Below are 18,530 nucleotides of genomic sequence, written 5' to 3'. Positions count from 1 at the left end.
TATGCGAAGAAGGATCAAGCGACGGGCGGGCCTGTCTGTCAGACCGCGCCGCCCACATCGTCCGGCGCCACCGCGCTGGCCTTGACGATAGCCCAGACCCGTTGACCGGGCTCTAGCCTGAGTGCGCGAGCCGAACGGCGGGTGACCCGGGCAAGCAGCCTGTCCGTGCCGCATAGCAGCCCTACCGCCGCGCCCTCCGGCCCCTCGTCGACGGCCGTCACCTCGGCGGGCAGGATGTTCAGCGCGCTCAGCCCTTGCGGCTTTTCGCGCGCGAGGATCACGTCCTGCGCCGAGATCCTAAGACGAAGATGCGTGCCGAGTTGCCCCAGCCGCCCCGGCAGCACGATCCGCCCGCCCGACAGCGCCAATTCGGTCAGGCCGTCGATCCGGTCGAGACCCGCGATGCGCGCGCGCACCACCGCGCCCGCCTCCTGCGCGCCGATCATGCCGACGGCGGCCGGATCGGAGAGCACCTCGGCCACCGCGCCGACCCGGCGCACGCCCCCCGCCTCCATCACCACCACCGTGGTGGCGAGCCGCGCGACCTCGGAGGCGGCGTGGCTGACATAGAGGATCGGCAGCCCCGCCTCGTCGCGAAGCCGCTCCAGCCACGGCAGGATCTCTGCCTTGCGCTCGGCATCGAGCGCCGAAAGCGGCTCGTCCATCAGCAACAGGCGCGGATCCGACATCAGCGCCCGGCCAATCGCCACGCGCTGTCGCTCGCCTCCCGACAGTGCGGCGGGGCGGCGATCTAGCAGCGTGTCCAGCCCCAGCAGGTCGATCACCCTGTCGCGGTCGTGGCGGCCGCCATAGGCGAGGTTCTTCGCCACGCTCATATGCGGGAACAGCCGCGCATCCTGAAAGACATAGCCGACGCGCCGACGATGCACGGGGATGTCGATGCGCGCGGCCCCGTCGAAGAGCACCGCCCCGTCCACCTCGATCCGCCCCGCCTCGGGACGCAGGAGCCCCGCCACGGCGTTGATCAGGCTGGTCTTGCCCGAGCCCGATTTTCCGAACAGCGCGATGACGCCGGGCGGCGCCTCGAAGCCCGCATCGAGATCGAAGGCACCCAAGCGCTTTTTCACGTGAATCGCGATCATGCCGCGACCCGCCGCGCGATCCGCCGCGACAGCCATTCGGATGCCAGCAGGGCGCCCATGGCCAGCGCCACCGACACCGCGACCAACCGCAGCGCCGCGCCCTCGCCACCCGGCATCTGCAAGAAGGCATAGATCGCCGTCGGGATGGTCCGGGTTTCGCCGGGGATGTTGGAGACGAAGGTGATCGTTGCGCCGAATTCGCCCATCGCCTTGGCAAAGGCGAGGATCGCACCCGCCACGACGCCCGGCAGCGCCAGCGGCAGCGTCACCGTTGCAAAGACCCTGAGCCGCGAGGCCCCGAGCGTCGCCGCCGCCGCTTCGAGCCCCGGATCGACCGCCTCGAAGGCAAGCCGCATCGGCCGCACCATGAGGGGGAACGCCATGATCGCGGCGGCCAGCGCTGCGCCGGTCCAGCTGAAGGCGAACGATATTCCAAACGGTTCGAGCAGCGACCCCAACGGGCCCTGCCGCGAGAAGGCGATCAGCAGCAGGTAGCCCGTCACCACCGGCGGCAGGATCAGCGGCAGATGCACCAGCCCGTTGAGCAATTGTCGCCCCGGAAACCGGCCCTTGGCCAGCGCCAACGCGCAGATCAACCCCAGCGGCAGACTCGCGGCGACGGCGCTGGCCGAAACCTTGAGCGACAGCCGCACCGCCTGCCATTCCTCTGGCCCAAGCCAGTCGGTCATGGAGAAACCTTCTCGTCAGGTTGAGAGGTCCAGGGCACGGAGAACCCCGCCGCCTCGAAAATCGCGGCCGCCTCCGCGCCGGAGAGGAAATCGAGAAACGCAGCCGCCTCGGCATCGGCATCCGCGACGAGCGCCGCAGGGTAACGGATCGGCGGATGGCTATCCGCGGGAAACCGACCCAATACCGTCACACGCGGCTCCTCGATGGCATCGGTGCCATAGACGATGCCGAGCGGCGCGGCACCGCTGGCCACGAGGGCCAGCGCCGCGCGCACGTTTTCGGATTGCGCGACCCGAGCTTCCACCTCCGCCCAGAGACCAAAGCTTTCCAACGCGGCGCGACCATACTGGCCGGCGGGCACGGCATCGACCAGCGCCATGGCGAGGCGGCCCGAGCCCAGCATCGTGACGAGGTCGAGATCGGGGCCAATATCGACCGGGACAGCCTGCGGATCGGCAGCGATCAGGACGAGGTCGTTGCCCAGAAGGTCGCGGCGGCTGCCCGGTCCGATCAGGGCAGCCCCTTCGAGATCATCCATCCACTCCGCGCTGGCCGAGATGAAGATATCCGCCGGCGCACCCGCCGCGATCTGCCGTGCGAGGGCCGAACTCCCTGCATAGGAGACCGTCACCTCCGCACCGCCCTGCTCTTCCCACGCCGCGACCACCCGGTCCAGCGGGCCTCCGAGACTCGCCGCCGCGAAAACCAGCAGGTCGGCCCGCGCGGCACCGGGCAGCGCCAGCAGCAGCGCCGCGATCAGGGGTTTCAACAGCATCATCCACCTCGTGTCTCGGCCTCCCTCTCGCATCCCGTGGCCCCGCGCCGCAAGAGCACGTCTCAAACCCAAGCCAAGAGCCGTGCCTCAAGCGTCGCGACACGGTCCCGAAACACGTCCGGGATCTCGCCCGGGCGCGGCGGATCGAGCAGCGTCGTGAGCCAGTTTTCGGGCGGCGAGACAGCCCGCCTCTGCTTGTGCCATTCCAGCCCCCGCAGCACCGCTTGCGCGGGCACTGGCAGGTGATCGGGAATCTCGCGGCCCGACAGCACCCCCCACGCGGCGGTCCACAGTCGCCCGACGCTCCAGGGGTTGTAGCCGCCGCCGCCCAGCAGAAGAAAACGCGGCGCGAGCGGCAGCAAAGCCCGCAGCACTCCGAGATGCGCATGCCCCGACATGGCGAGCCGCGATTGCGGATCCTCGAGCAACGCATCGGCACCGCATTGCAGCACGATGGCATCGGGGCGAAACATCGCGACGGCGGGCAGGATCACGCGATCGCGCGCCAATGCCATGACATCGTCGCCCGCGCCGCTGGGCAGCGGCAGGTTGAAGACCTGGCCCGCCCCCTCGTCCTCGACCGCGCCGGTACGGGGCCAGCGGTTCTCTTCATGGGTCGAGACGATCAGCGTGTCGGGGTCATGCGCGAAGCCCGCCTCGACCCCGTCGCAGTGATGCGCGTCGATATCGACATAGGCGATGCGCCGGGCGCCATGCGCCCTGAGCGAACCGATCGCCAGAACCGGGTCGTTGAGGTAGCAAAACCCGTTGGCCCGGTCGGGGAGGCCGTGATGAGTGCCACCGCCCGGCAGGTGCAACCGGCCGCCATGCCGCAGCAACTCGCCCGCCAGCAGTGCGCCCCCGGCTCCCGTGGCCGGGCGGCGGAACATCTCCGCGAAGACCGGGTTCGCGGGGGTGCCGAGATGGTGCCTGGCGCGGATCTCGGGTCCGACCTGCTGCGTCGCCTCGGCCGCGATCAGGGCGGCCACGTATTCGGGCGTGTGAAACCCGTGCAGCGCCGCCGGCCGGGCGCGCGGACTGCGCAGATAGACATCGGGCGGCAGCCAGCCAAGCGCCCGGGCCAGATCCATGACCGTGGAGACGCGCGGCACCCGTAGCGGGTGCCACGCCCCGTAGCTCGAGCCGCGATAGATCTCGGATCCGATGAAACGTGCCGTGGCGGTCATGCGGCCCTTTCGCTGCAACCTCTGCGGGACCCGACGCGAAGTCGCCACCGCCCGCGTGGCAGATAGCACCGATTGCAGTCTTGCCAGCCCCGGCGCGGTCGTGGAACCTCGCCCGGGCAGGCGCGATCCCAGAGGCCCCATGATTCAGCTTCCGCTCCGCGTCGCAAGGCGCCACCAGCGCCTCGGGCGCACCCAGTTCGCCGCCCTGCCCTGGCGCATGGTGAACGACTCGCTAGAAGTCTGCCTGATCACCAGCCGGGGGCGTGGCCGCTGGATCCTGCCCAAGGGCTGGCCGATGGACCGCGCCACCCCCGCAGAGGCCGCAGCGCGGGAGGCGCGCGAAGAGGCCGGTCTCATCGGCCTGCCCGAGGATCGCTGCCTCGGTGTGTGGTCCTACGTGAAGGGCGGCGCCAAGACCGGGTCTCCGCATTTCGCGATGGTGTTCCCGGTGCATGTCACGCAGGTGCTCGGCGACTGGCCCGAGCGCGGCCAGAGGCGGCGCAAATGGTTCTCGCGCGAGCGTGCGGCGGCCAAGCTCGACGCGCCCGAACTGCGGCAGATGGTGCTGCTGTTCGACCCGGCGCCGCTGCGCCCGGTTGCGGCGCCGCAGCCACCCTTTGCAGGCTCGTGATCGACCGCGCTTTGCACCCGGTCGAGACAGCGCCTATCTGAAGCATATCCGCCACCGGGACCGATGCCGATGATCCGCTATGACCTCACCTGCAAGAACGGCCACGCCTTCGACAGCTGGTTCGCCTCCGCGAGCGCCTATGACGCCTTGGAGCGCGCCGGACAGCTGTCCTGCGCGGTCTGCGGCGATGCGCGGGTCTCCAAGGCGCTGATGGCGCCGTCGGTGCGTGAGAACGTCAAGGCGCCCGCGCGCCGTCTCTCCGAGCCCGGCAACCCGTTGGAGCGGGCGATGGCCGAACTCAGGCGCAAGGTCGAAAGCAGTTCCGATTACGTCGGCGACGCCTTCGCGCGCGAGGCCCGCGCCATGCATGAAGGCAAGACGCCGGAGCGCGCGATCCATGGCGAGGCAAGGCTCGACGAGGCGCGCCGGCTGATCGAGGACGGCATCCCCGTGGCTCCCCTGCCCTTCGCGCCGAAGCGCCGGACCAACTGAGGCGCGGTCGCGCATTGCCCTCGCGTCGCCCGGCCGCTATGGAGGCGCCGGAATCTGCGCGAGGAGAGCCATGTCGGTCCTGGTGATGAAATTCGGTGGCACCTCGGTCGCCACGCTCGACCGGATCCACCGGGCCGCGAAACGCGTGGCCGTCGAGGTGGCCAAGGGGCACGAGGTGATCGTGATCGTGTCGGCGATGGCCGGCAAGACCAACGAACTGGTCGGCTGGGTGAACGAGACCTCGCCCATGTATGACGCCCGCGAATACGACGCCGTCACCTCCTCGGGCGAGAACGTGACCGCCGGTCTCATGGCGCTCCGGTTGCAGGAAATGGATATCCCGGCGCGCAGCTGGCAGGGCTGGCAGGTGCCGGTCCAGACCACGAGCGCGCATGGCGCGGCGCGTATCCTCGACATCCCGCCCGCCAATATCCGCGCCAAATTCGCCGAGGGCATGAAGGTCGCCGTCGTCGCGGGCTTCCAGGGCGTGAGCCCCGAGGGCCGGATTACCACGCTTGGGCGCGGCGGCTCCGACACCACGGCGGTGGCCTTCGCCGCCGCCTTCGAGGCCGAGCGCTGCGACATCTATACCGACGTGGACGGCATCTACACGACCGACCCGCGGATCTGCGAAAAGGCCCGCAAGCTCGACCGCATCGCCTTCGAGGAGATGCTGGAGCTGGCCTCGCTCGGGGCCAAGGTGCTGCAGACCCGCTCGGTCGAGCTGGCGATGCGATACAAGGTGAAGCTGCGCGTGCTGTCGAGCTTCGAGGAACAGTCCGACGACGCGGGAACGCTCGTCTGCGACGAGGAGGAAATCATGGAAAGCAACGTGGTCGCCGGTGTCGCCTATTCCCGCGACGAGGCCAAGATGACGCTCATCTCCGTGGCCGACCGGCCCGGCATCGCCTCGGCGATCTTCGGGGCGCTGGCGGATGCGGGCGTGAACGTGGACATGATCGTCCAGAACATCTCGGAAGAGGGTCGCACCGACATGACCTTCTCCTGCCCCAACGATCAGGTGATGCGCGCCGAGAAGGCGGTCGAGGCGGCCCGCGATCGCGGCGACATCCGCTTCAACGATCTGGTCACCGATACCGGCGTGGCCAAGGTCTCGGTGGTCGGCATCGGCATGCGCAGCCATACCGGCGTCGCCGCCGACATGTTCAAGGCGCTTGCCGCCGAAGGCATCAACATCAAGGTCATCACCACCTCGGAGATCAAGATTTCCGTGCTGATCGACCGGAAATACATGGAACTCGCGGTGCAGGCCCTCCATGATGCCTTCGGGCTGGACAAGGCCGCCTGACCGGGACCACTCCCCCCCGGACATGGTGGCGAGAGGGCGGCGATGGTCGATCGACTTGTAGAATCCGAAAGCCGCAAGCTTCTGGGCCGCCTTTCGGCGGTCATGGCCGAGGGCGGTGCCGGTCAGGCGCGGCTTGACCGCATCGTCGGGTTGATCGCCTCGTCGATGAAGACCGAAGTCTGCTCGATCTACCTGTTTCGCGATGCCGAAACGCTCGAGCTCTGCGCGACCGAAGGTCTCAAGGCCGAATCCGTGCACCAGACGCGGATGCGGCTGGGTGAGGGCCTCGTCGGCCGCACCGCCCGCACGCGCCAGGTGGTCAACACCGCCAACGCCCCCGGCGAGCCCGGTTTCCGCTACATGCCTGAGACCGGCGAGGAGCGCTATTCGAGCTTCTGCGGCGTGCCGATCCAGCGGCTGGGCGAACCATTGGGCGTGCTGGTGGTCCAGTCCAAGAATGCCCGCGAGTTCACCACCGACGAGGTCTACGCGCTCGAGGTCGTGGCCATGGTGCTGGCCGAAATGACCGAGCTGGGCGCATTCGTCGATACCGGCGCGGCGCTCTCGGCGCGGCATCAGCAGGCCGTCATGTTCAAGGGTACCTCCGGCCAGGAGGGTGCTGCCGAGGGCCATGTCTGGCTGCACGAGCCGCGCGTCGTCGTCACCAACCCGATCGCCGACGACCCGGCGATCGAGCTGGAGCGGCTGCGCCACGCTGTGGACAAGCTGCGGGTGACAGTCGACGAGCTGCTCTCGGGGGCGACCAGCGCCCATCCTGACCAAGTGCAGGTGCTTGAGACCTACCGCATGTTCGCCAATTCACGCAGCTGGATGCGACGGATGGAGGAGGACATCGAGAGCGGTCTTTCGGCCGAGGCCGCGGTCGAGAAGGAGCAGTCTCTAGCGCGCTCGCGCATGAACCGCTCCGGCGATCACTACATGCGCGAGCGGCTCTCGGATCTCGACGATCTGTCGAACCGGCTCCTGCGCATTCTGACCGGTCAGGGCCGCGACACCGGTGCCGAACTCCCGGACGATCCGGTTCTGGTGGCCCGCAACATCGGCCCCGGCGAACTCTTGGAATATGGCAAGAAGCTCAGGGGCATCGTGCTCGAGGAGGGCTCGGTCGGCTCGCACGCCGCGATCGTAGCCCGGGCCTGGGCGATTCCTTTGATAATCCACGCCAAGAACATCACCTCCGAGGCGCTTAACGGCGATGTGATCCTCGTCGATGGCGACCAGGGCGTTGCGCATCTGCGCCCGGAGGAGACGGTGAAGACCGCCTTCCGCGACAAGATCGCGATGCAGGCTCGGGCGCTAGAGCGTTACGCCTCGATCCGCGACATGAAGGCCACGGCGCTGTGCGGCACCACGATCTCGCTGCACATGAATGCCGGGTTGATGGCCGACCTGCCCTCGCTCGAAGGATCGGGCGCCGAGGGTGTCGGCCTGTTCCGCACCGAGTTGCAGTTCCTGATCCGCAACAAGATGCCCAAGCGGGCCGAGCTGTCCGCGCTCTATGCCCGGGTGATGGACGCCGCCGACGGCAAGCGCGTCGCCTTTCGCACCCTAGATATCGGCTCGGACAAGGTGCTGAGCTACATGAAGCCCAATGACGAGCCGAACCCGGCGATGGGCTGGCGCGCGGTGCGCGTGGGGCTCGACAAGCCCGGCGTGCTCAGGATGCAGCTGCAGGCGCTGATCCGCGCGTCCAATGGCCGCCCGCTTTCGGTGATGTTCCCCTTCATCGCGCTGCCCGCGGAGTTCTATGCCGCGCGCGAGGAGTTCGAGAAGGCAATGGAGCGCGAGCGGATCCTTGGCCACCCGCTGCCCGAGACCGTCGAGGTCGGCGCCATGCTCGAAACCCCGAGCCTCGCCTGGGCGCCGGACCAGTTCTTCCGGGAGGTCGATTTCCTCTCGGTGGGCGGCAACGATCTCAAGCAGTTCTTCTTCGCAGCCGACCGAGAAAACGAGCGGGTGCGCCGGCGCTACGACACGTTGGACGTGAGCTTTCTGGGGCTTCTCGATCACATCCTCGCCCGGACGACCGCCGCCGGCACGCCGATCTCGTTTTGCGGCGAGGATGCGGGCCGGCCAATGGAGGCACTGTGCCTCGCGGCCTTGGGCTTTCCGATGCTGTCGATGCGTCCTGCCTCGGTCGGCCCGGTCAAGCACCTGATCCGTCACTGCAATCTCAAGGCGCTCAGGGGCGTGATCCACGAAGCCCGCGACAGCGGCGTGGCCTCGGTCCGCCCCGCCGTGACGAAATGGCTGACCTCGCAAGGCTGGCTCATGTGACGGCTTGATCCTCAGAAATCATTTCCATATATCTTGAATATTGGAAATGAGGAGACGGTCATGCCCGACCTGCCCAATCTCGACCTCGACCTCCTGGCGCCGGTCGATCCCGCGCTCTATGTCGCGCCCGGCGATCCGGGTCATGCTCCGCGCATTCTGATCCTGTATGGCAGCCTGCGCGATCGTTCCTATTCGCGCTTCGTGGCCGAAGAGGCGGCGCGGCTTCTGGAACATCTGGGCGCGGAGGTCCGGCTGTTCGATCCCACCGGTCTGCCCCTACCCGACGCGGCACCCGTCGACTACCCCAAGGTGGCGGAACTGCGCGAGCTGGTGGGATGGTCCGAGGGCATGGTCTGGTCGAGCCCGGAGCGGCATGGCGCGATGACCGGCATCCTCAAGGCGCAGATCGACTGGATCCCGCTCTCGCTCGGCAGCGTCCGCCCGACCCAAGGCAAGACGCTGGCGCTGGCACAGGTCTGCGGCGGCTCGCAAAGCTTCAACGCGCTCAACCAGATGCGCGTGCTGGGGCGCTGGATGCGGATGGTGACGATTCCCAACCAATCCTCGGTGGCCAAGGCTTGGGACGAGTTCGACGAGGCAGGCCGGATGAAGCCCTCGCCCTATTACAACCGCATCGTCGATGTGATGGAGGAACTGGTGAAGTTCACGCTGATGACCCGGGGCCGTCCCCACCTCACCGATCGCTATTCCGAGCGCGTCGAAAGCGCCGAGGCGCTGTCGCGGCGGGTCAATACCGGCCGTATCTAGCGCTTCGTCGGCATGCGGCGGCGCTCCAGTGCCGCGTGGAAGGCGTCGAGCACCTGTTCGTCGCCATGGATCCGCGCCAGCCGCCGCAGCCCGAAATGCACATGCGCCACCTCGACATAGTAATCGACGAAGGCATAGTTCGTCCCCGCCCCCGCCGCGGCGCCGAGGATCGGCACCGCCTGCCCCGCCAGCTTCTGTCCCAGCACCGTGGCAAAGCGCGGCGCGATGCGCGAGATCAGCCGGTTCACCGCAACGCCCGAGAGCCCGAGCCGGGCTCCGAGAAAGGCGGTATCGATCCCCTCATCCTCCTCGCCCGGACCACCGGCGCCGAAGACCCGAAGACATTCGGCCCGGGTCTCGTCGCTGGCCGGGTCTTCGCCATTCGCCTCGGCGACGCGTTGCACGGCACGAAAGATCATCGTCGTCGCCACCGGAAGTTCGGCCAAGGCGGTGGTAAGGCCGCCCAATCCGCCCACCGCACCCGAAATCGTGGCCATGACCCGCGCCGCCCCATCCGTACCGAAGGCCGCCTCGAGCGCGCCTGCGCCATTGCCCGGACGCCGCGTGCGCGCCGCGACGTCGTAGCTGCGCGAGAGCGCCGCGCGCGCCGCCGCCTCGATCCGGGCCCGGGCAGGCTTCGGCAGCATCCGCATGCCACCTTCGACCCGATCTCCGGCGAGGTTGATGATCCGCATCAGGCCGCGGCCCGCGCGCGCCTGTCGCTCGGCCAGAGCCGCGATCTCGGCCTTGACGCTGTCGTCGAGGGGCCGCGGCGGCACTTCGGGATTGATCTCGCGCATGGGTGTGCTCATGCGCCGATAATTGGTCTGCGCGACCGGGTTTTCAATCGGTCGGATCGGCGGCACGCGTGACTTCGCCGCCGATGCCGTCCCAAGCGCCATCTTGAAGTGCCAGGCCAAGCACCCGCTCGGGATTGGTCGGCGGCGGCATGAGAACGCCATCGAGGCGCGAGAAGCCGAAACGGGAATAGTAAGGCGCGTCGCCCACCAGCATCATCCGCGGATGCCCGGCCATGCGCGCCCGTTCGATCACCTCGAAGATCAGCAGTCCGCCCAGCCCCTCGCCCTGACGCGTGGGATGGACCGCGACCGGCCCCAGCAGCAGCGCGGCATGGTCGCCCACTCGCACAGGCCAGGTCCGGATCGCGCCCGCCGCCTCGCCGGCGCGGCCCCGCGCCACGAGGCAAAGCTCCGCCTCGGGGGGCACGCCGTCGCGCAACCGGTAGGAGGAGAGCGCCTCGCGGCCGGGCGCGAAGCACAGGTCGTATAGCGCCTCGACCTCGTGATGGTCTCCGGGCTGCTCCTGCGCGATCTCGGCCATGCGTCACTCCCGCCCCTTGGCGGCGATGCGCGCCGCGCGCGCGCCCTAGCACGCCGCGGGGACGGTGCAAACCGCTCGCACCGCTGGACCCGCCCCGACCCAGTCGCTACCTCTTGGCGCGACCAAGGAGGAAACGCATGTTCTACCGCCCCGAGGATGGCCACGGCCTGCCGCACAACCCGTTCAACGCCATCGTCGCGCCGCGGCCCATCGCTTGGGTCTCGACCCGCGGGCCGGACGGGACCGAGAACCTCGCGCCCTACTCCTTCTTCAACGCCGTGGCCTATGTGCCGCCGCAGGTGATGTTCGCCTCGACCTCGGCCAAGGAGGATCGACCCTTTTCGAAGGACACGATGTTCAACATCCGCGAGACCGGCCAGTTCTGCGTCAACATCGTCGAATACGCCGCCCGCGACGCGATGAACGCCACCTCGGGGCCTTGGCCCAAGGACGAGGATGAGTTCGCCAAGGCCGGCATCGAACGCGCCACCTGCGAGACGATCGCCTGTTCGCGGGTGGCGAACGCACCTGCGTCGCTCGAATGCCGACTGGTGCAGATCGTGGAACTGGAAGGTGCGCACAACTTCATGGCAATCGGCGAGGTCACGGGCGTGCACATGCGCGACGACTGCATCCGCGAGGGCCGGTTCGACGTGACCGCCTTCCAGCCGCTCGCGCGGCTCGGCTACCGTGACTATGCCCGCGTGACCGAGCTGTTCAGCCTGACCCGTCCGGGCCAGTAGCCGGTCTGACAGGCGCGAAGGGCGGCCCATCCGGGCCGCCCTTCGCGTTTTCTTACACCTGACATACGCGGATCTGGCCGTCGAAACCGGGCGCGCGTTTCAGTCCTCAGTGCCCGCCACCCAACACGCCGGGCCGAATGTCGTAATCCACCGCCACGCCGTAGTTCGGATCGTCGTCGCTCTCGACCACGAGCTGGCCGGCGCGGCGCAGCAGCGCATGGCAGTCGGGCGACAGGTGCCGCAGCACCAGTCGCTTGCCCGCGGCGGTATAGCGGTCGGCCATAGTCTCGATCGCGGCCAGTGCCGACTGGTCGGCGACCCGACTGTGCTCGAAATCGACGATCACGTGATCGGGGTCCTTATCGATCTGGAACAGCTCGGAAAAGCCGTCAGCCGAGCCGAAGAACAGCGGGCCCTGGATCTGGTAGACCTTGGCGCCGTCATCGGTGCGGAATGTACGCGCCCCGATCCGTGTGGCGTTCTGCCAGGCATAGGCCAGCGCCGAGACGATGACGCCCGCCACCACGGCGGTGGCGAGGTCGGTCAGCACGGTGATGACGGTCACCAGCACGATGACGATGGCATCGACGCGCGGCACCCGGCGCATCACCCGGAAGGTGTTCCAGGCGAAGGTGCCGATCACGACCATGAACATCACGCCCACGAGGGCTGCGAGCGGGATCTGCTCGATCACCGGGGCGGCGAAGAGGATGAAGCACAGAAGGAAGATCGCGGCCGAGGCGGCGGCGAGACGGGTGCGTCCGCCAGAGGAGACGTTGATCATCGACTGACCGATCATGGCGCAGCCGCCCATGCCCCCGAAGAAGCCGGTAACCACGTTGGCGATGCCCTGCGCCACGCATTCCTGGCTCGCACCGCCGCGCTTGCCGGTGATCTCGGAAACGAGGTTGAGCGTCAGCAGGCTCTCGATCAGGCCGATCGCGGCGAGGATCAGCGCGTAGGGCAGGATGATGCCCAAGGTCTCTAGGCTCAGCGGCACCAGCGGGATCGAGAATTCGGGCAGCCCGCCCGAAATCTGCGCGAGGTCGCCGACGCGCGGCACCGGCAGGCCGAGGCCGATGACAATCGCCGCGACGATGCCGATCGCGGCAAGCGGCGCGGGAATGGCACGGGTCAGGCGCGGCATGATCCAGATGATGAACATGGTGAGCGCCACCAGCGCCAGCATCAGCACCAGGCGCCCGCCCGATAGGAAGCCCCCTGTCGCCGGGTCATGGAACTGCTCGAGCTGCGACAGGCCGATGACGATGGCCAGTCCGTTGACGAAACCGAGCATCACCGGATGCGGCACCAGCCGCATGAACTTGCCCAGCCGGAAGATCCCCGCGAGCACCTGCAGGATGCCCATCAGCACGACGGTGGCGAAGAGGTATTCGACGCCATGTTCCGCCACGAGGCTGACCATGACGACGGCGAGCGCACCCGTAGCACCCGAGATCATGCCGGGCCGCCCGCCGATCAGCGCGGTGATGATTCCGACGAGAAAGGCCGCGTAGAGACCCACCAGCGGGTTCACCCCCGCAACGAAGGCGAAGGCCACAGCCTCGGGGACGAGGGCCAGCGCCACGGTCAGGCCGGAGAGGATCTCGGTCTTGTAATCGGCCGCGTTGCGCGGCAGGGCCGGGGCGTTTTCCGAGGAAACGGCGTTGGCCACCACGGCCAGGGGAGATCGGCTCATCGGCTCACTTTCGCTTGGTGGGTCTTCGGGCTGCGGTGGCGGCATAGCCCAGCCGGCCCGCCGACGGAACCCGCAAACGCGCCGTTTCCCCGAATCGGGCTTCGCAAGGGGCATCGCACGCCTTATGAACGCGCCGCCCCCACTTCGGGGTACGAGACCCGATGCGGGCCCCGCCCCGCCCCCCAGGACAGGAGCCGTCATGGCCCATGTGACCGATTACATCCGCACCATCCCCGATTTCCCGCATAAGGGAATCCTGTTCCGGGACGTGACGACCCTGTTTGCCGACCGCGACGGGCTGCGCCTCGCCATCGAGGGGCTGGTAGAAGCCTGCGAAGGGCTGGAGATCGACACGGTGGCGGGGCTGGAGGCGCGCGGCTTCATCCTGGGCGGCGCGCTGGCCGACCGGCTGGGCACCGGCTTCGTGCCGATCCGCAAGAAGGGCAAGCTGCCGGGCCGCACCATCGGCCAGAGCTACAAGCTCGAATACGGCGAGGCCGAGGTCGAGTTGCATGACGACGCGCTGCACCGCGGGCAGAAGGTACTGCTGGTCGACGACCTGCTGGCCACCGGCGGCACCGCCGAGGCGGGTATCAAGCTGATCGAGCGTCTGGGGGCCGAAGTTGTGGCCTGTGCCTTCATAATCGACCTCGAGGATCTCGGCGGTCGCAAGCTGCTCGAGGGGCTCGGCCACCGGGTCGAGGCGCTCTGCGCCTATGCGGGCGACTGAAGCTTGTCAGGGGGTTTGCGTATTTGAGGGAGAACGAGCCAGGGAGCGCCTCTCCCCGGTTCATCTTTCTCCGAATACGCAATTCCGACCTCAGCTCCGCAGCACGGCGCCGGGGTTGAGGATGCCATGCGGATCGAGCGCCGACTTGATCGCCCGCATCATGGCGAGCTTTGCCGGGTCGCCGTAGCGCTCCAGATCACCGACCTTGAGCCGCCCGATGCCGTGCTCGGCGCTGACCGAGCCGCCGAAGGCATGGGCAAGATCATGGACGATCTCCTTCACGCGCGGCCGGATGTCCTCGTAATCCATGCGATCTCGGCCTTGGGGCGGGAACACGTTGTAATGCAGGTTGCCATCGCCCAGATGGCCGAAGCAGTTGATCCGCACTTCGCCAAGCGCGCGCAGTGCCGGGCCGCCCTGCGCGATGAAGTCCGGCACCGAGGAGAGCGGCACCGAGATGTCGTGCGAGGAGATCGAGCCGATCCGGCGATTGGCCTCGGGGATCGTCTCACGCACTGACCAAAGCGCCGCGGCCTGTGCCTCCGACGAGGCGATGACGCCGTCCTCGGACAACCCGGCCGCTACCGCCGCCTCGAAGATCGCGGCGAGGCTGTCCTCGGGGCGCAGCCCTTCGGGCAGGCCCAGTTCGACCAGCACCATCCATTCGGGCATGGGATCGAGAGGCACCCGCGCGTCGAGCCCGGCTTCGATCAGGAATTCGGGGCCCTGCCGGTGCATCAGTTCGAAGGCGGTGACGTTGTCGCCGACCCGGTCGCGCGCCAGCGCCAGGAGATCGAGCGCGGCGCGCGGCGAGGCCACTTGGAACAGCGCCGTGCCTGAGGCGGCGGGAACTGGCGCCAGCTTGAGCGCGGCGGCGGTGATGACCCCGAGGGTGCCTTCCGCCCCGATCATCAGGTCGCGCAGGTCATAGCCCGTGTTGTCCTTATAGAGCCGGGTGAGCCCGGCCCAGACCTCACCCTGCGCCGTCACCACCTCGAGCCCGAGGCATTGTGCCCGGGCATTGCCGTAACGCAGCACGTTCAGGCCACCCGCATTAGTCGCCAGAAGACCGCCGATCCGCGCCGAGCCCTCCGAGGCGAGCGAGAGCGGGAACATTCGTCTCGCCTCGCGCGCGGCACTCTGGACGTCGGCAAGGATCGCGCCGGCCTCGGCCACGAGCACGTTTTCGGCTGGATAGACGTCGCGGATCCGGTCCATACGCGCCAGCGACAGGATGACCGGCGCCACCCCGTCCTGCATCACCTGCCCGCCGACAAGCCCGGTGCCGCCGCCATGCGGCACCACGCCCACCCGCGCCGCGTGACAGGCGCGCAGGATCGTCGCCACCTCTTCGGTCGAACCGGGGGCGAGCAGCATGCCCTGCCCCTTGTAGCGGCCGCGCGGCTCCTCGAGGTGTTCGGGTCCGGCCTGACGGAAGGCGGGCGCGGGAAGCCTGTCCCTCAGAGTGTCGAGGAACTCCGGCGTGGCGGCGTTCAGCATGGCGGTCTCCTCCTCAGCCCGTTGCGGTACGACCGCGCCGATCGGCCCTCAGATTGGCGTAGAGCACGTGATTGCGCCAGCGCCCGTCGATCTGCAGGTAGCTTTGCGCCACGCCTTCATACTTGTAGCCGCAGCTTTCAAGGAGCCGTCGCGACGGCGTGTTCTCGGGCAGGCAGCCCGCCTCGATCCGGCTCAGATCCATGACGGTGAAGGCATGGTGCACCACCGCCTGCACCGCCTCGCGCATATACCCCATGCGCGCAAAGGGCTCGCCGATCCAGTAGCCCGTAGTACCCGCCTGCGCCGGACCGCGCCGGATGTTGTCGAGGGTGATCGCGCCGAGAAGCATCTGGTCGGCGCGGCGGATCAGGAACAGCGGCAGCGCCGTGTTCTGGCTGATCGAGCGCTGTGCCCAATAGACCCGGTTCGTGAAGGCGCGACGGGTCAGGTGATCGGCGGCCCAGGTCGGCTCCCAGCGGGTCAGGAAGTTCGCAGAATCGCGACGCAGCGCCGCCCAGGCCCGGAAGTCGCCATGCACGGGCGGGCGCAAAACGAGCCGCTCGGTCTCGATCTGGACCCGCCGGCGCTGGCCGAGCATCAGGCGGCGAGCCTTTCCTTCAGCTCCTCCAGACGCGGCGCGGTCTCGGCCGGTCCATAGAGCGCCAGCGCGCTGCCCGCTCCGCCCGCAGCATGGGCAGCGAAATCGCGCACCGCTTCGACGGTGACGGCGTCGATCTTCTCGACCGCCTCCTCGACCGCCGGCACGCGCCCCCAGATCGCGAGCATCCGCGCCAGACGCTCGGCCCGGTTCGAGGGGCTCTCCAACCCCATCAGCATCCCGGCCTTCATCTGCGCCCGGGCGCGGGCCACCTCGGCCTCGCTCATGTCGCCCGCCGCGCGCTTCATCTCGTCCATGGTGATCCGTGCCAGATCGCCGATCTCCTCGGCAGAGGTGCCGGCATAGATCGTGGTCATGCCGGTATCCTCGTAGGCCCCGGCCTGCGCGAATATGGTGTAGCACAACCCCCGATCCTCGCGGATCTTCTGGAACAGCCGCGAGGACATGCCGCCGCCGAGCGCGGTGGCATAGATCTGCGCGGTGTAGATCGCCGGGTCGCGGTAATGCGGACCTTCTAGCGCCATCGCGAAATGCACCTGCTCGAGCGGCTTGATCACCCGCTTCTCGCCGCCCATGAAGCGCGCCGGCGGCTGGATCGGTGCCGTGACACGCGGCGCCAGCCCGCCGAACAGACGCTCTGCCGCGCGCACGATCTCGTCGTGATCCACGTCGCCCGCAGCGGAAAGGATCAGCTGGCCCGGCCCGTAATGCGACCGGGTGAAATCCTGCAGATCGGCGCGGCTGAACTGCGCTACGCGCTCGGCCGGGCCGAGAATGGTGCGCCCCAGCGGCTGGTCCGGATAGGCCTCTTCCTGAAGCCAGTCGAAGATGATGTCGTCGGGCGTGTCCAGCGCCTGGCCGATCTCCTGCAGGATCACGCCGCGCTCGACCTCGATCTCCTCCTCCGAGAACACCGGGTTCAGCAGGATGTCCGAAATCACGTCGAGCGCGAGCCCCACGTCCTGCCCCAGCACGCGGGCGTAATAGGCGGTCATCTCCCGCGAGGTATAGGCGTTGATGTAGCCGCCAACATCCTCGATCGCCTCGGCAATGGCGAGCGCCGAGCGCGTCTTGGTACCCTTGAAAGCCATGTGCTCGAGGAAATGCGCGATGCCGTTCTGGTCCGCCGTCTCATGGCGTCCGCCAGCCAGCACCCAAATGCCGATCGAGGCCGATTGCAGCCCCGGCATCCGCTCCGTGGCGATGCGGAAACCATTGGACAGGGTGTGAAGCTGGACACTCACCGCGCGATCTTCTCCCGAATGACGGATTGCAGGGCGGCGAGATCGTTCTCGACCCGCGTCACCCGCTCCGCGCGGTCATACAGCCCCGCCATCCGGGTTGGAAGGGGCGGCCGGATCGTGGTGGCGGCCTCGACCGCGTCGGGGAACTTGGCCGGATGCGCGGTGGCGAGGGTGACCATCGGGTTCGTACCGAGATGTGCCTCGGCCACGTGCACACCCACCGCCGAATGCGGGCAGAGCAGTTCACCGGTCTGCTCGTGGATGCGACGGATCGTCTCGCGGGTGTCCTCCTCGCTGGCGCGGCCCGAGGCAAAGCTGTCGCGCAGCCGGCCGATTGCGCCCTGGCTCACCGCGAAACCGCCATTCGCCTTCAACTCGTCCATCAGCTGCGCCACGGCGGCACCGTCGCGGCCATAGGCGTCCCACAAGGCCCGCTCGAAATTCGAGGACACCTGGATGTCCATCGAGGGGCTGATGGTCGGCGTCACGCCCGACTTGCGATGCTCGCCGTTCTCGATGGTGCGGTGCAGGATGTCGTTGCGGTTGGTGGCGATGACCAGCCGCCCGATCGTCAGGCCCATCCGCCGGGCGATGTCACCCGCATAGATGTCGCCAAAATTGCCGGTGGGTACCGTGAAGTCGATTTCGCGATGCGGCGCGCCAAGGCTGGTGGCGGCCGTGAAGTAGTAGACCACCTGCGCCAGCACCCTGCCCCAGTTGATCGAGTTCACGCCTGCGAGCCGCACCTCGTCGCGGAAAGCGAAATCGTTGAACATGTCCTTGAGCGCGGCTTGGCAATCGTCGAAATCGCCGGTCACCGCGAGGGTATGGACGTTCTTTTCGCGCGGCGTGGTCATCTGCCGACGCTGCACCTCGGAGATCCGCTCATGCGGGTAGAGGATCACCACATCGACATTGGCGAGCCCGCGGAACGCCTCGATCGCCGCCGAGCCGGTATCGCCCGAGGTGGCGCCGACGATCGTGATACGCTCGCCGGAGCGTTCCAGAGATGCCTGGAACAGCTGACCGATCAGCTGCATGGCGAAGTCCTTGAAGGCCAAGGTCGGCCCGTGGAACAGCTCCAGCAGGTGATGGTTCGGACCAAGCTGGCTGAGCGGTGCCCGCGCCGGATGCGCAAAACTCGCATAGGCCTTGGCGATCAGACGGCGGAACTGGTCATCGGTGAAGGCGTCGCCGATGAAGGGGCGCATCACCCGGAAGGCCACCTCCTCGTAGGGCTGACCCGCCATGGCCGCGATCTGCGCGCGATCGAACATCGGCACGGTTTCGGGGACATAGAGACCGCCATCGCGGGCGAGGCCGGTCAGCATCGCCTCCTCGAAGGAAAGGCTCGGGGCCTGGCCGCGGGTCGAGACATAGCGCATGGGTCTGTCCTTCGAA

18 protein-coding genes are annotated in these 18,530 nt (G+C 68.1%); 7 read left to right on the top strand and 11 right to left on the bottom strand.

Annotated features, from left to right (window positions below):
• Positions 1–38: 38 nt before the first annotated feature.
• The 4 genes from modC to LOS8367_RS01525 all read right to left on the bottom strand — a co-directional run bounded on the left by modC (position 39) and on the right by LOS8367_RS01525 (position 3,755).
• The gene (gene modC, locus LOS8367_RS01540; RefSeq protein WP_085894900.1) at positions 39–1,103 is read right to left on the bottom strand and encodes a molybdenum ABC transporter ATP-binding protein; all 1,065 of its coding nucleotides are present in this window, start codon (positions 1,101–1,103) and stop codon (positions 39–41) included.
• On the bottom strand, positions 1,100–1,792 hold the full coding sequence (modB, locus tag LOS8367_RS01535) for a molybdate ABC transporter permease subunit (protein WP_085894681.1): 693 nt from the start codon (positions 1,790–1,792) through the stop codon (positions 1,100–1,102). Before modB ends, modC begins: the two co-directional genes overlap by 4 nt.
• Positions 1,789–2,568 carry a molybdate ABC transporter substrate-binding protein gene (gene modA, locus LOS8367_RS01530; protein WP_085894899.1) on the bottom strand — a complete coding sequence of 260 codons (780 nt, stop codon included), beginning with the start codon at positions 2,566–2,568 and terminating at the stop codon, positions 1,789–1,791. The genes modB and modA overlap by 4 nt, the downstream gene beginning before the upstream one ends.
• A 62-nt stretch (positions 2,569–2,630) precedes the next feature.
• On the bottom strand, positions 2,631–3,755 hold the full coding sequence (locus tag LOS8367_RS01525) for an acetoin utilization protein AcuC (RefSeq protein ID WP_085894680.1): 1,125 nt from the start codon (positions 3,753–3,755) through the stop codon (positions 2,631–2,633).
• 139 nt (positions 3,756–3,894) lie between these two features.
• Between LOS8367_RS01525 and LOS8367_RS01520 the strand changes: the two genes are divergently transcribed.
• The 5 genes from LOS8367_RS01520 to arsH all read left to right on the top strand — a co-directional run bounded on the left by LOS8367_RS01520 (position 3,895) and on the right by arsH (position 9,253).
• The gene (locus LOS8367_RS01520; RefSeq protein WP_085894679.1) at positions 3,895–4,386 is read left to right on the top strand and encodes an NUDIX hydrolase; all 492 of its coding nucleotides are present in this window, start codon (positions 3,895–3,897) and stop codon (positions 4,384–4,386) included.
• A 69-nt stretch (positions 4,387–4,455) separates the two neighbouring features.
• Positions 4,456–4,878 (top strand): DUF1178 family protein, encoded by a 423-nt coding sequence (locus LOS8367_RS01515; RefSeq protein ID WP_085894898.1) that lies wholly within the window; start codon positions 4,456–4,458, stop codon positions 4,876–4,878.
• Between the two features lie 70 nt (positions 4,879–4,948).
• The gene (locus LOS8367_RS01510) at positions 4,949–6,187 is read left to right on the top strand and encodes an aspartate kinase (RefSeq protein WP_085894678.1); all 1,239 of its coding nucleotides are present in this window, start codon (positions 4,949–4,951) and stop codon (positions 6,185–6,187) included.
• Between the two features lie 42 nt (positions 6,188–6,229).
• Positions 6,230–8,485 carry a phosphoenolpyruvate--protein phosphotransferase gene (gene ptsP / locus LOS8367_RS01505; RefSeq protein ID WP_085894677.1) on the top strand — a complete coding sequence of 752 codons (2,256 nt, stop codon included), beginning with the start codon at positions 6,230–6,232 and terminating at the stop codon, positions 8,483–8,485.
• A 60-nt stretch (positions 8,486–8,545) separates the two neighbouring features.
• On the top strand, positions 8,546–9,253 hold the full coding sequence (gene arsH, locus LOS8367_RS01500; RefSeq protein WP_085894676.1) for an arsenical resistance protein ArsH: 708 nt from the start codon (positions 8,546–8,548) through the stop codon (positions 9,251–9,253).
• On the opposite strand, the gene LOS8367_RS01495 is transcribed toward arsH, so the two are convergent.
• Together LOS8367_RS01495 and LOS8367_RS01490 are read right to left on the bottom strand one after the other, a co-directional pair.
• Positions 9,250–10,065, bottom strand: a complete 816-nt coding sequence (locus LOS8367_RS01495) for an EcsC family protein (protein WP_242665476.1) — start codon at positions 10,063–10,065, stop codon at positions 9,250–9,252. The two genes, arsH and LOS8367_RS01495, sit on opposite strands and share 4 nt — an antisense overlap.
• Positions 10,066–10,096: 31 nt before the next feature.
• Positions 10,097–10,594 (bottom strand): GNAT family N-acetyltransferase, encoded by a 498-nt coding sequence (locus LOS8367_RS01490; protein ID WP_085894674.1) that lies wholly within the window; start codon positions 10,592–10,594, stop codon positions 10,097–10,099.
• A gap of 137 nt (positions 10,595–10,731) precedes the next feature.
• Here LOS8367_RS01490 and LOS8367_RS01485 point away from each other — a divergent pair, with 137 nt between their 5' ends.
• Positions 10,732–11,337: a flavin reductase family protein gene (locus LOS8367_RS01485; protein WP_085894673.1), complete on the top strand. Its 606-nt coding sequence runs from the start codon at positions 10,732–10,734 to the stop codon at positions 11,335–11,337.
• Positions 11,338–11,443: 106 nt separating this feature from the next.
• Here the strand turns inward: LOS8367_RS01485 and LOS8367_RS01480 are convergent, their stop codons facing one another.
• Positions 11,444–13,036: a SulP family inorganic anion transporter gene (locus LOS8367_RS01480; RefSeq protein WP_085894672.1), complete on the bottom strand. Its 1,593-nt coding sequence runs from the start codon at positions 13,034–13,036 to the stop codon at positions 11,444–11,446.
• A gap of 199 nt (positions 13,037–13,235) precedes the next feature.
• Here LOS8367_RS01480 and LOS8367_RS01475 point away from each other — a divergent pair, with 199 nt between their 5' ends.
• Positions 13,236–13,766, top strand: coding sequence for an adenine phosphoribosyltransferase (locus LOS8367_RS01475; protein ID WP_085894671.1), 531 nt, complete (start codon positions 13,236–13,238; stop codon positions 13,764–13,766).
• A 90-nt stretch (positions 13,767–13,856) separates the two neighbouring features.
• Here LOS8367_RS01475 and LOS8367_RS01470 read toward each other — a convergent pair whose 3' ends face one another.
• From LOS8367_RS01470 to thrC, 4 genes are read right to left on the bottom strand one after another with little or no spacing between them, the layout of a single operon-like run.
• Positions 13,857–15,266: an FAD-binding oxidoreductase gene (locus LOS8367_RS01470; protein ID WP_085894670.1), complete on the bottom strand. Its 1,410-nt coding sequence runs from the start codon at positions 15,264–15,266 to the stop codon at positions 13,857–13,859.
• 13 nt (positions 15,267–15,279) lie between these two features.
• Entirely contained in the window at positions 15,280–15,864 is a 585-nt protein-coding gene (locus tag LOS8367_RS01465) for a GNAT family N-acetyltransferase (protein WP_085894669.1), read from the bottom strand.
• Entirely contained in the window at positions 15,864–17,129 is a 1,266-nt protein-coding gene (locus LOS8367_RS01460) for a M16 family metallopeptidase (protein ID WP_085894668.1), read from the bottom strand. The genes LOS8367_RS01465 and LOS8367_RS01460 overlap by 1 nt, the downstream gene beginning before the upstream one ends.
• A complete protein-coding gene (thrC, locus tag LOS8367_RS01455) occupies positions 17,126–18,514 on the bottom strand; it encodes a threonine synthase (RefSeq protein ID WP_085894667.1) in 1,389 nt (462 codons plus the stop codon). Before thrC ends, LOS8367_RS01460 begins: the two co-directional genes overlap by 4 nt.
• Positions 18,515–18,530: the final 16 nt, after the last annotated feature.

The sequence above is a fragment of the Limimaricola soesokkakensis genome (assembly GCF_900172345.1).
In the GTDB taxonomy this organism is placed as follows: Bacteria; Pseudomonadota; Alphaproteobacteria; order Rhodobacterales; family Rhodobacteraceae; genus Limimaricola; species Limimaricola soesokkakensis.
Note: the sequence above shows the minus strand (reverse complement) of the source record. Positions and strands in the feature narration are given on the sequence as shown.

Bases quoted from the DNA above. Each gene is read 5' to 3' on its own strand.
- modC (WP_085894900.1), bottom strand. From the start codon at position 1,103: ATGATCGCGATTCACGTGAAAAAGCGCTTGGGTGCCTTCGATCTCGAT.
- modB (WP_085894681.1), bottom strand. From the start codon at position 1,792: ATGACCGACTGGCTTGGGCCAGAGGAATGGCAGGCGGTGCGGCTGTCG.
- modA (WP_085894899.1), bottom strand. From the start codon at position 2,568: ATGCTGTTGAAACCCCTGATCGCGGCGCTGCTGCTGGCGCTGCCCGGT.
- LOS8367_RS01525 (WP_085894680.1), bottom strand. From the start codon at position 3,755: ATGACCGCCACGGCACGTTTCATCGGATCCGAGATCTATCGCGGCTCG.
- LOS8367_RS01520 (WP_085894679.1), top strand. From the start codon at position 3,895: ATGATTCAGCTTCCGCTCCGCGTCGCAAGGCGCCACCAGCGCCTCGGG.
- LOS8367_RS01515 (WP_085894898.1), top strand. From the start codon at position 4,456: ATGATCCGCTATGACCTCACCTGCAAGAACGGCCACGCCTTCGACAGC.
- LOS8367_RS01510 (WP_085894678.1), top strand. From the start codon at position 4,949: ATGTCGGTCCTGGTGATGAAATTCGGTGGCACCTCGGTCGCCACGCTC.
- ptsP (WP_085894677.1), top strand. From the start codon at position 6,230: ATGGTCGATCGACTTGTAGAATCCGAAAGCCGCAAGCTTCTGGGCCGC.
- arsH (WP_085894676.1), top strand. From the start codon at position 8,546: ATGCCCGACCTGCCCAATCTCGACCTCGACCTCCTGGCGCCGGTCGAT.
- LOS8367_RS01495 (WP_242665476.1), bottom strand. From the start codon at position 10,065: ATGAGCACACCCATGCGCGAGATCAATCCCGAAGTGCCGCCGCGGCCC.
- LOS8367_RS01490 (WP_085894674.1), bottom strand. From the start codon at position 10,594: ATGGCCGAGATCGCGCAGGAGCAGCCCGGAGACCATCACGAGGTCGAG.
- LOS8367_RS01485 (WP_085894673.1), top strand. From the start codon at position 10,732: ATGTTCTACCGCCCCGAGGATGGCCACGGCCTGCCGCACAACCCGTTC.
- LOS8367_RS01480 (WP_085894672.1), bottom strand. From the start codon at position 13,036: ATGAGCCGATCTCCCCTGGCCGTGGTGGCCAACGCCGTTTCCTCGGAA.
- LOS8367_RS01475 (WP_085894671.1), top strand. From the start codon at position 13,236: ATGGCCCATGTGACCGATTACATCCGCACCATCCCCGATTTCCCGCAT.
- LOS8367_RS01470 (WP_085894670.1), bottom strand. From the start codon at position 15,266: ATGCTGAACGCCGCCACGCCGGAGTTCCTCGACACTCTGAGGGACAGG.
- LOS8367_RS01465 (WP_085894669.1), bottom strand. From the start codon at position 15,864: ATGCTCGGCCAGCGCCGGCGGGTCCAGATCGAGACCGAGCGGCTCGTT.
- thrC (WP_085894667.1), bottom strand. From the start codon at position 18,514: ATGCGCTATGTCTCGACCCGCGGCCAGGCCCCGAGCCTTTCCTTCGAG.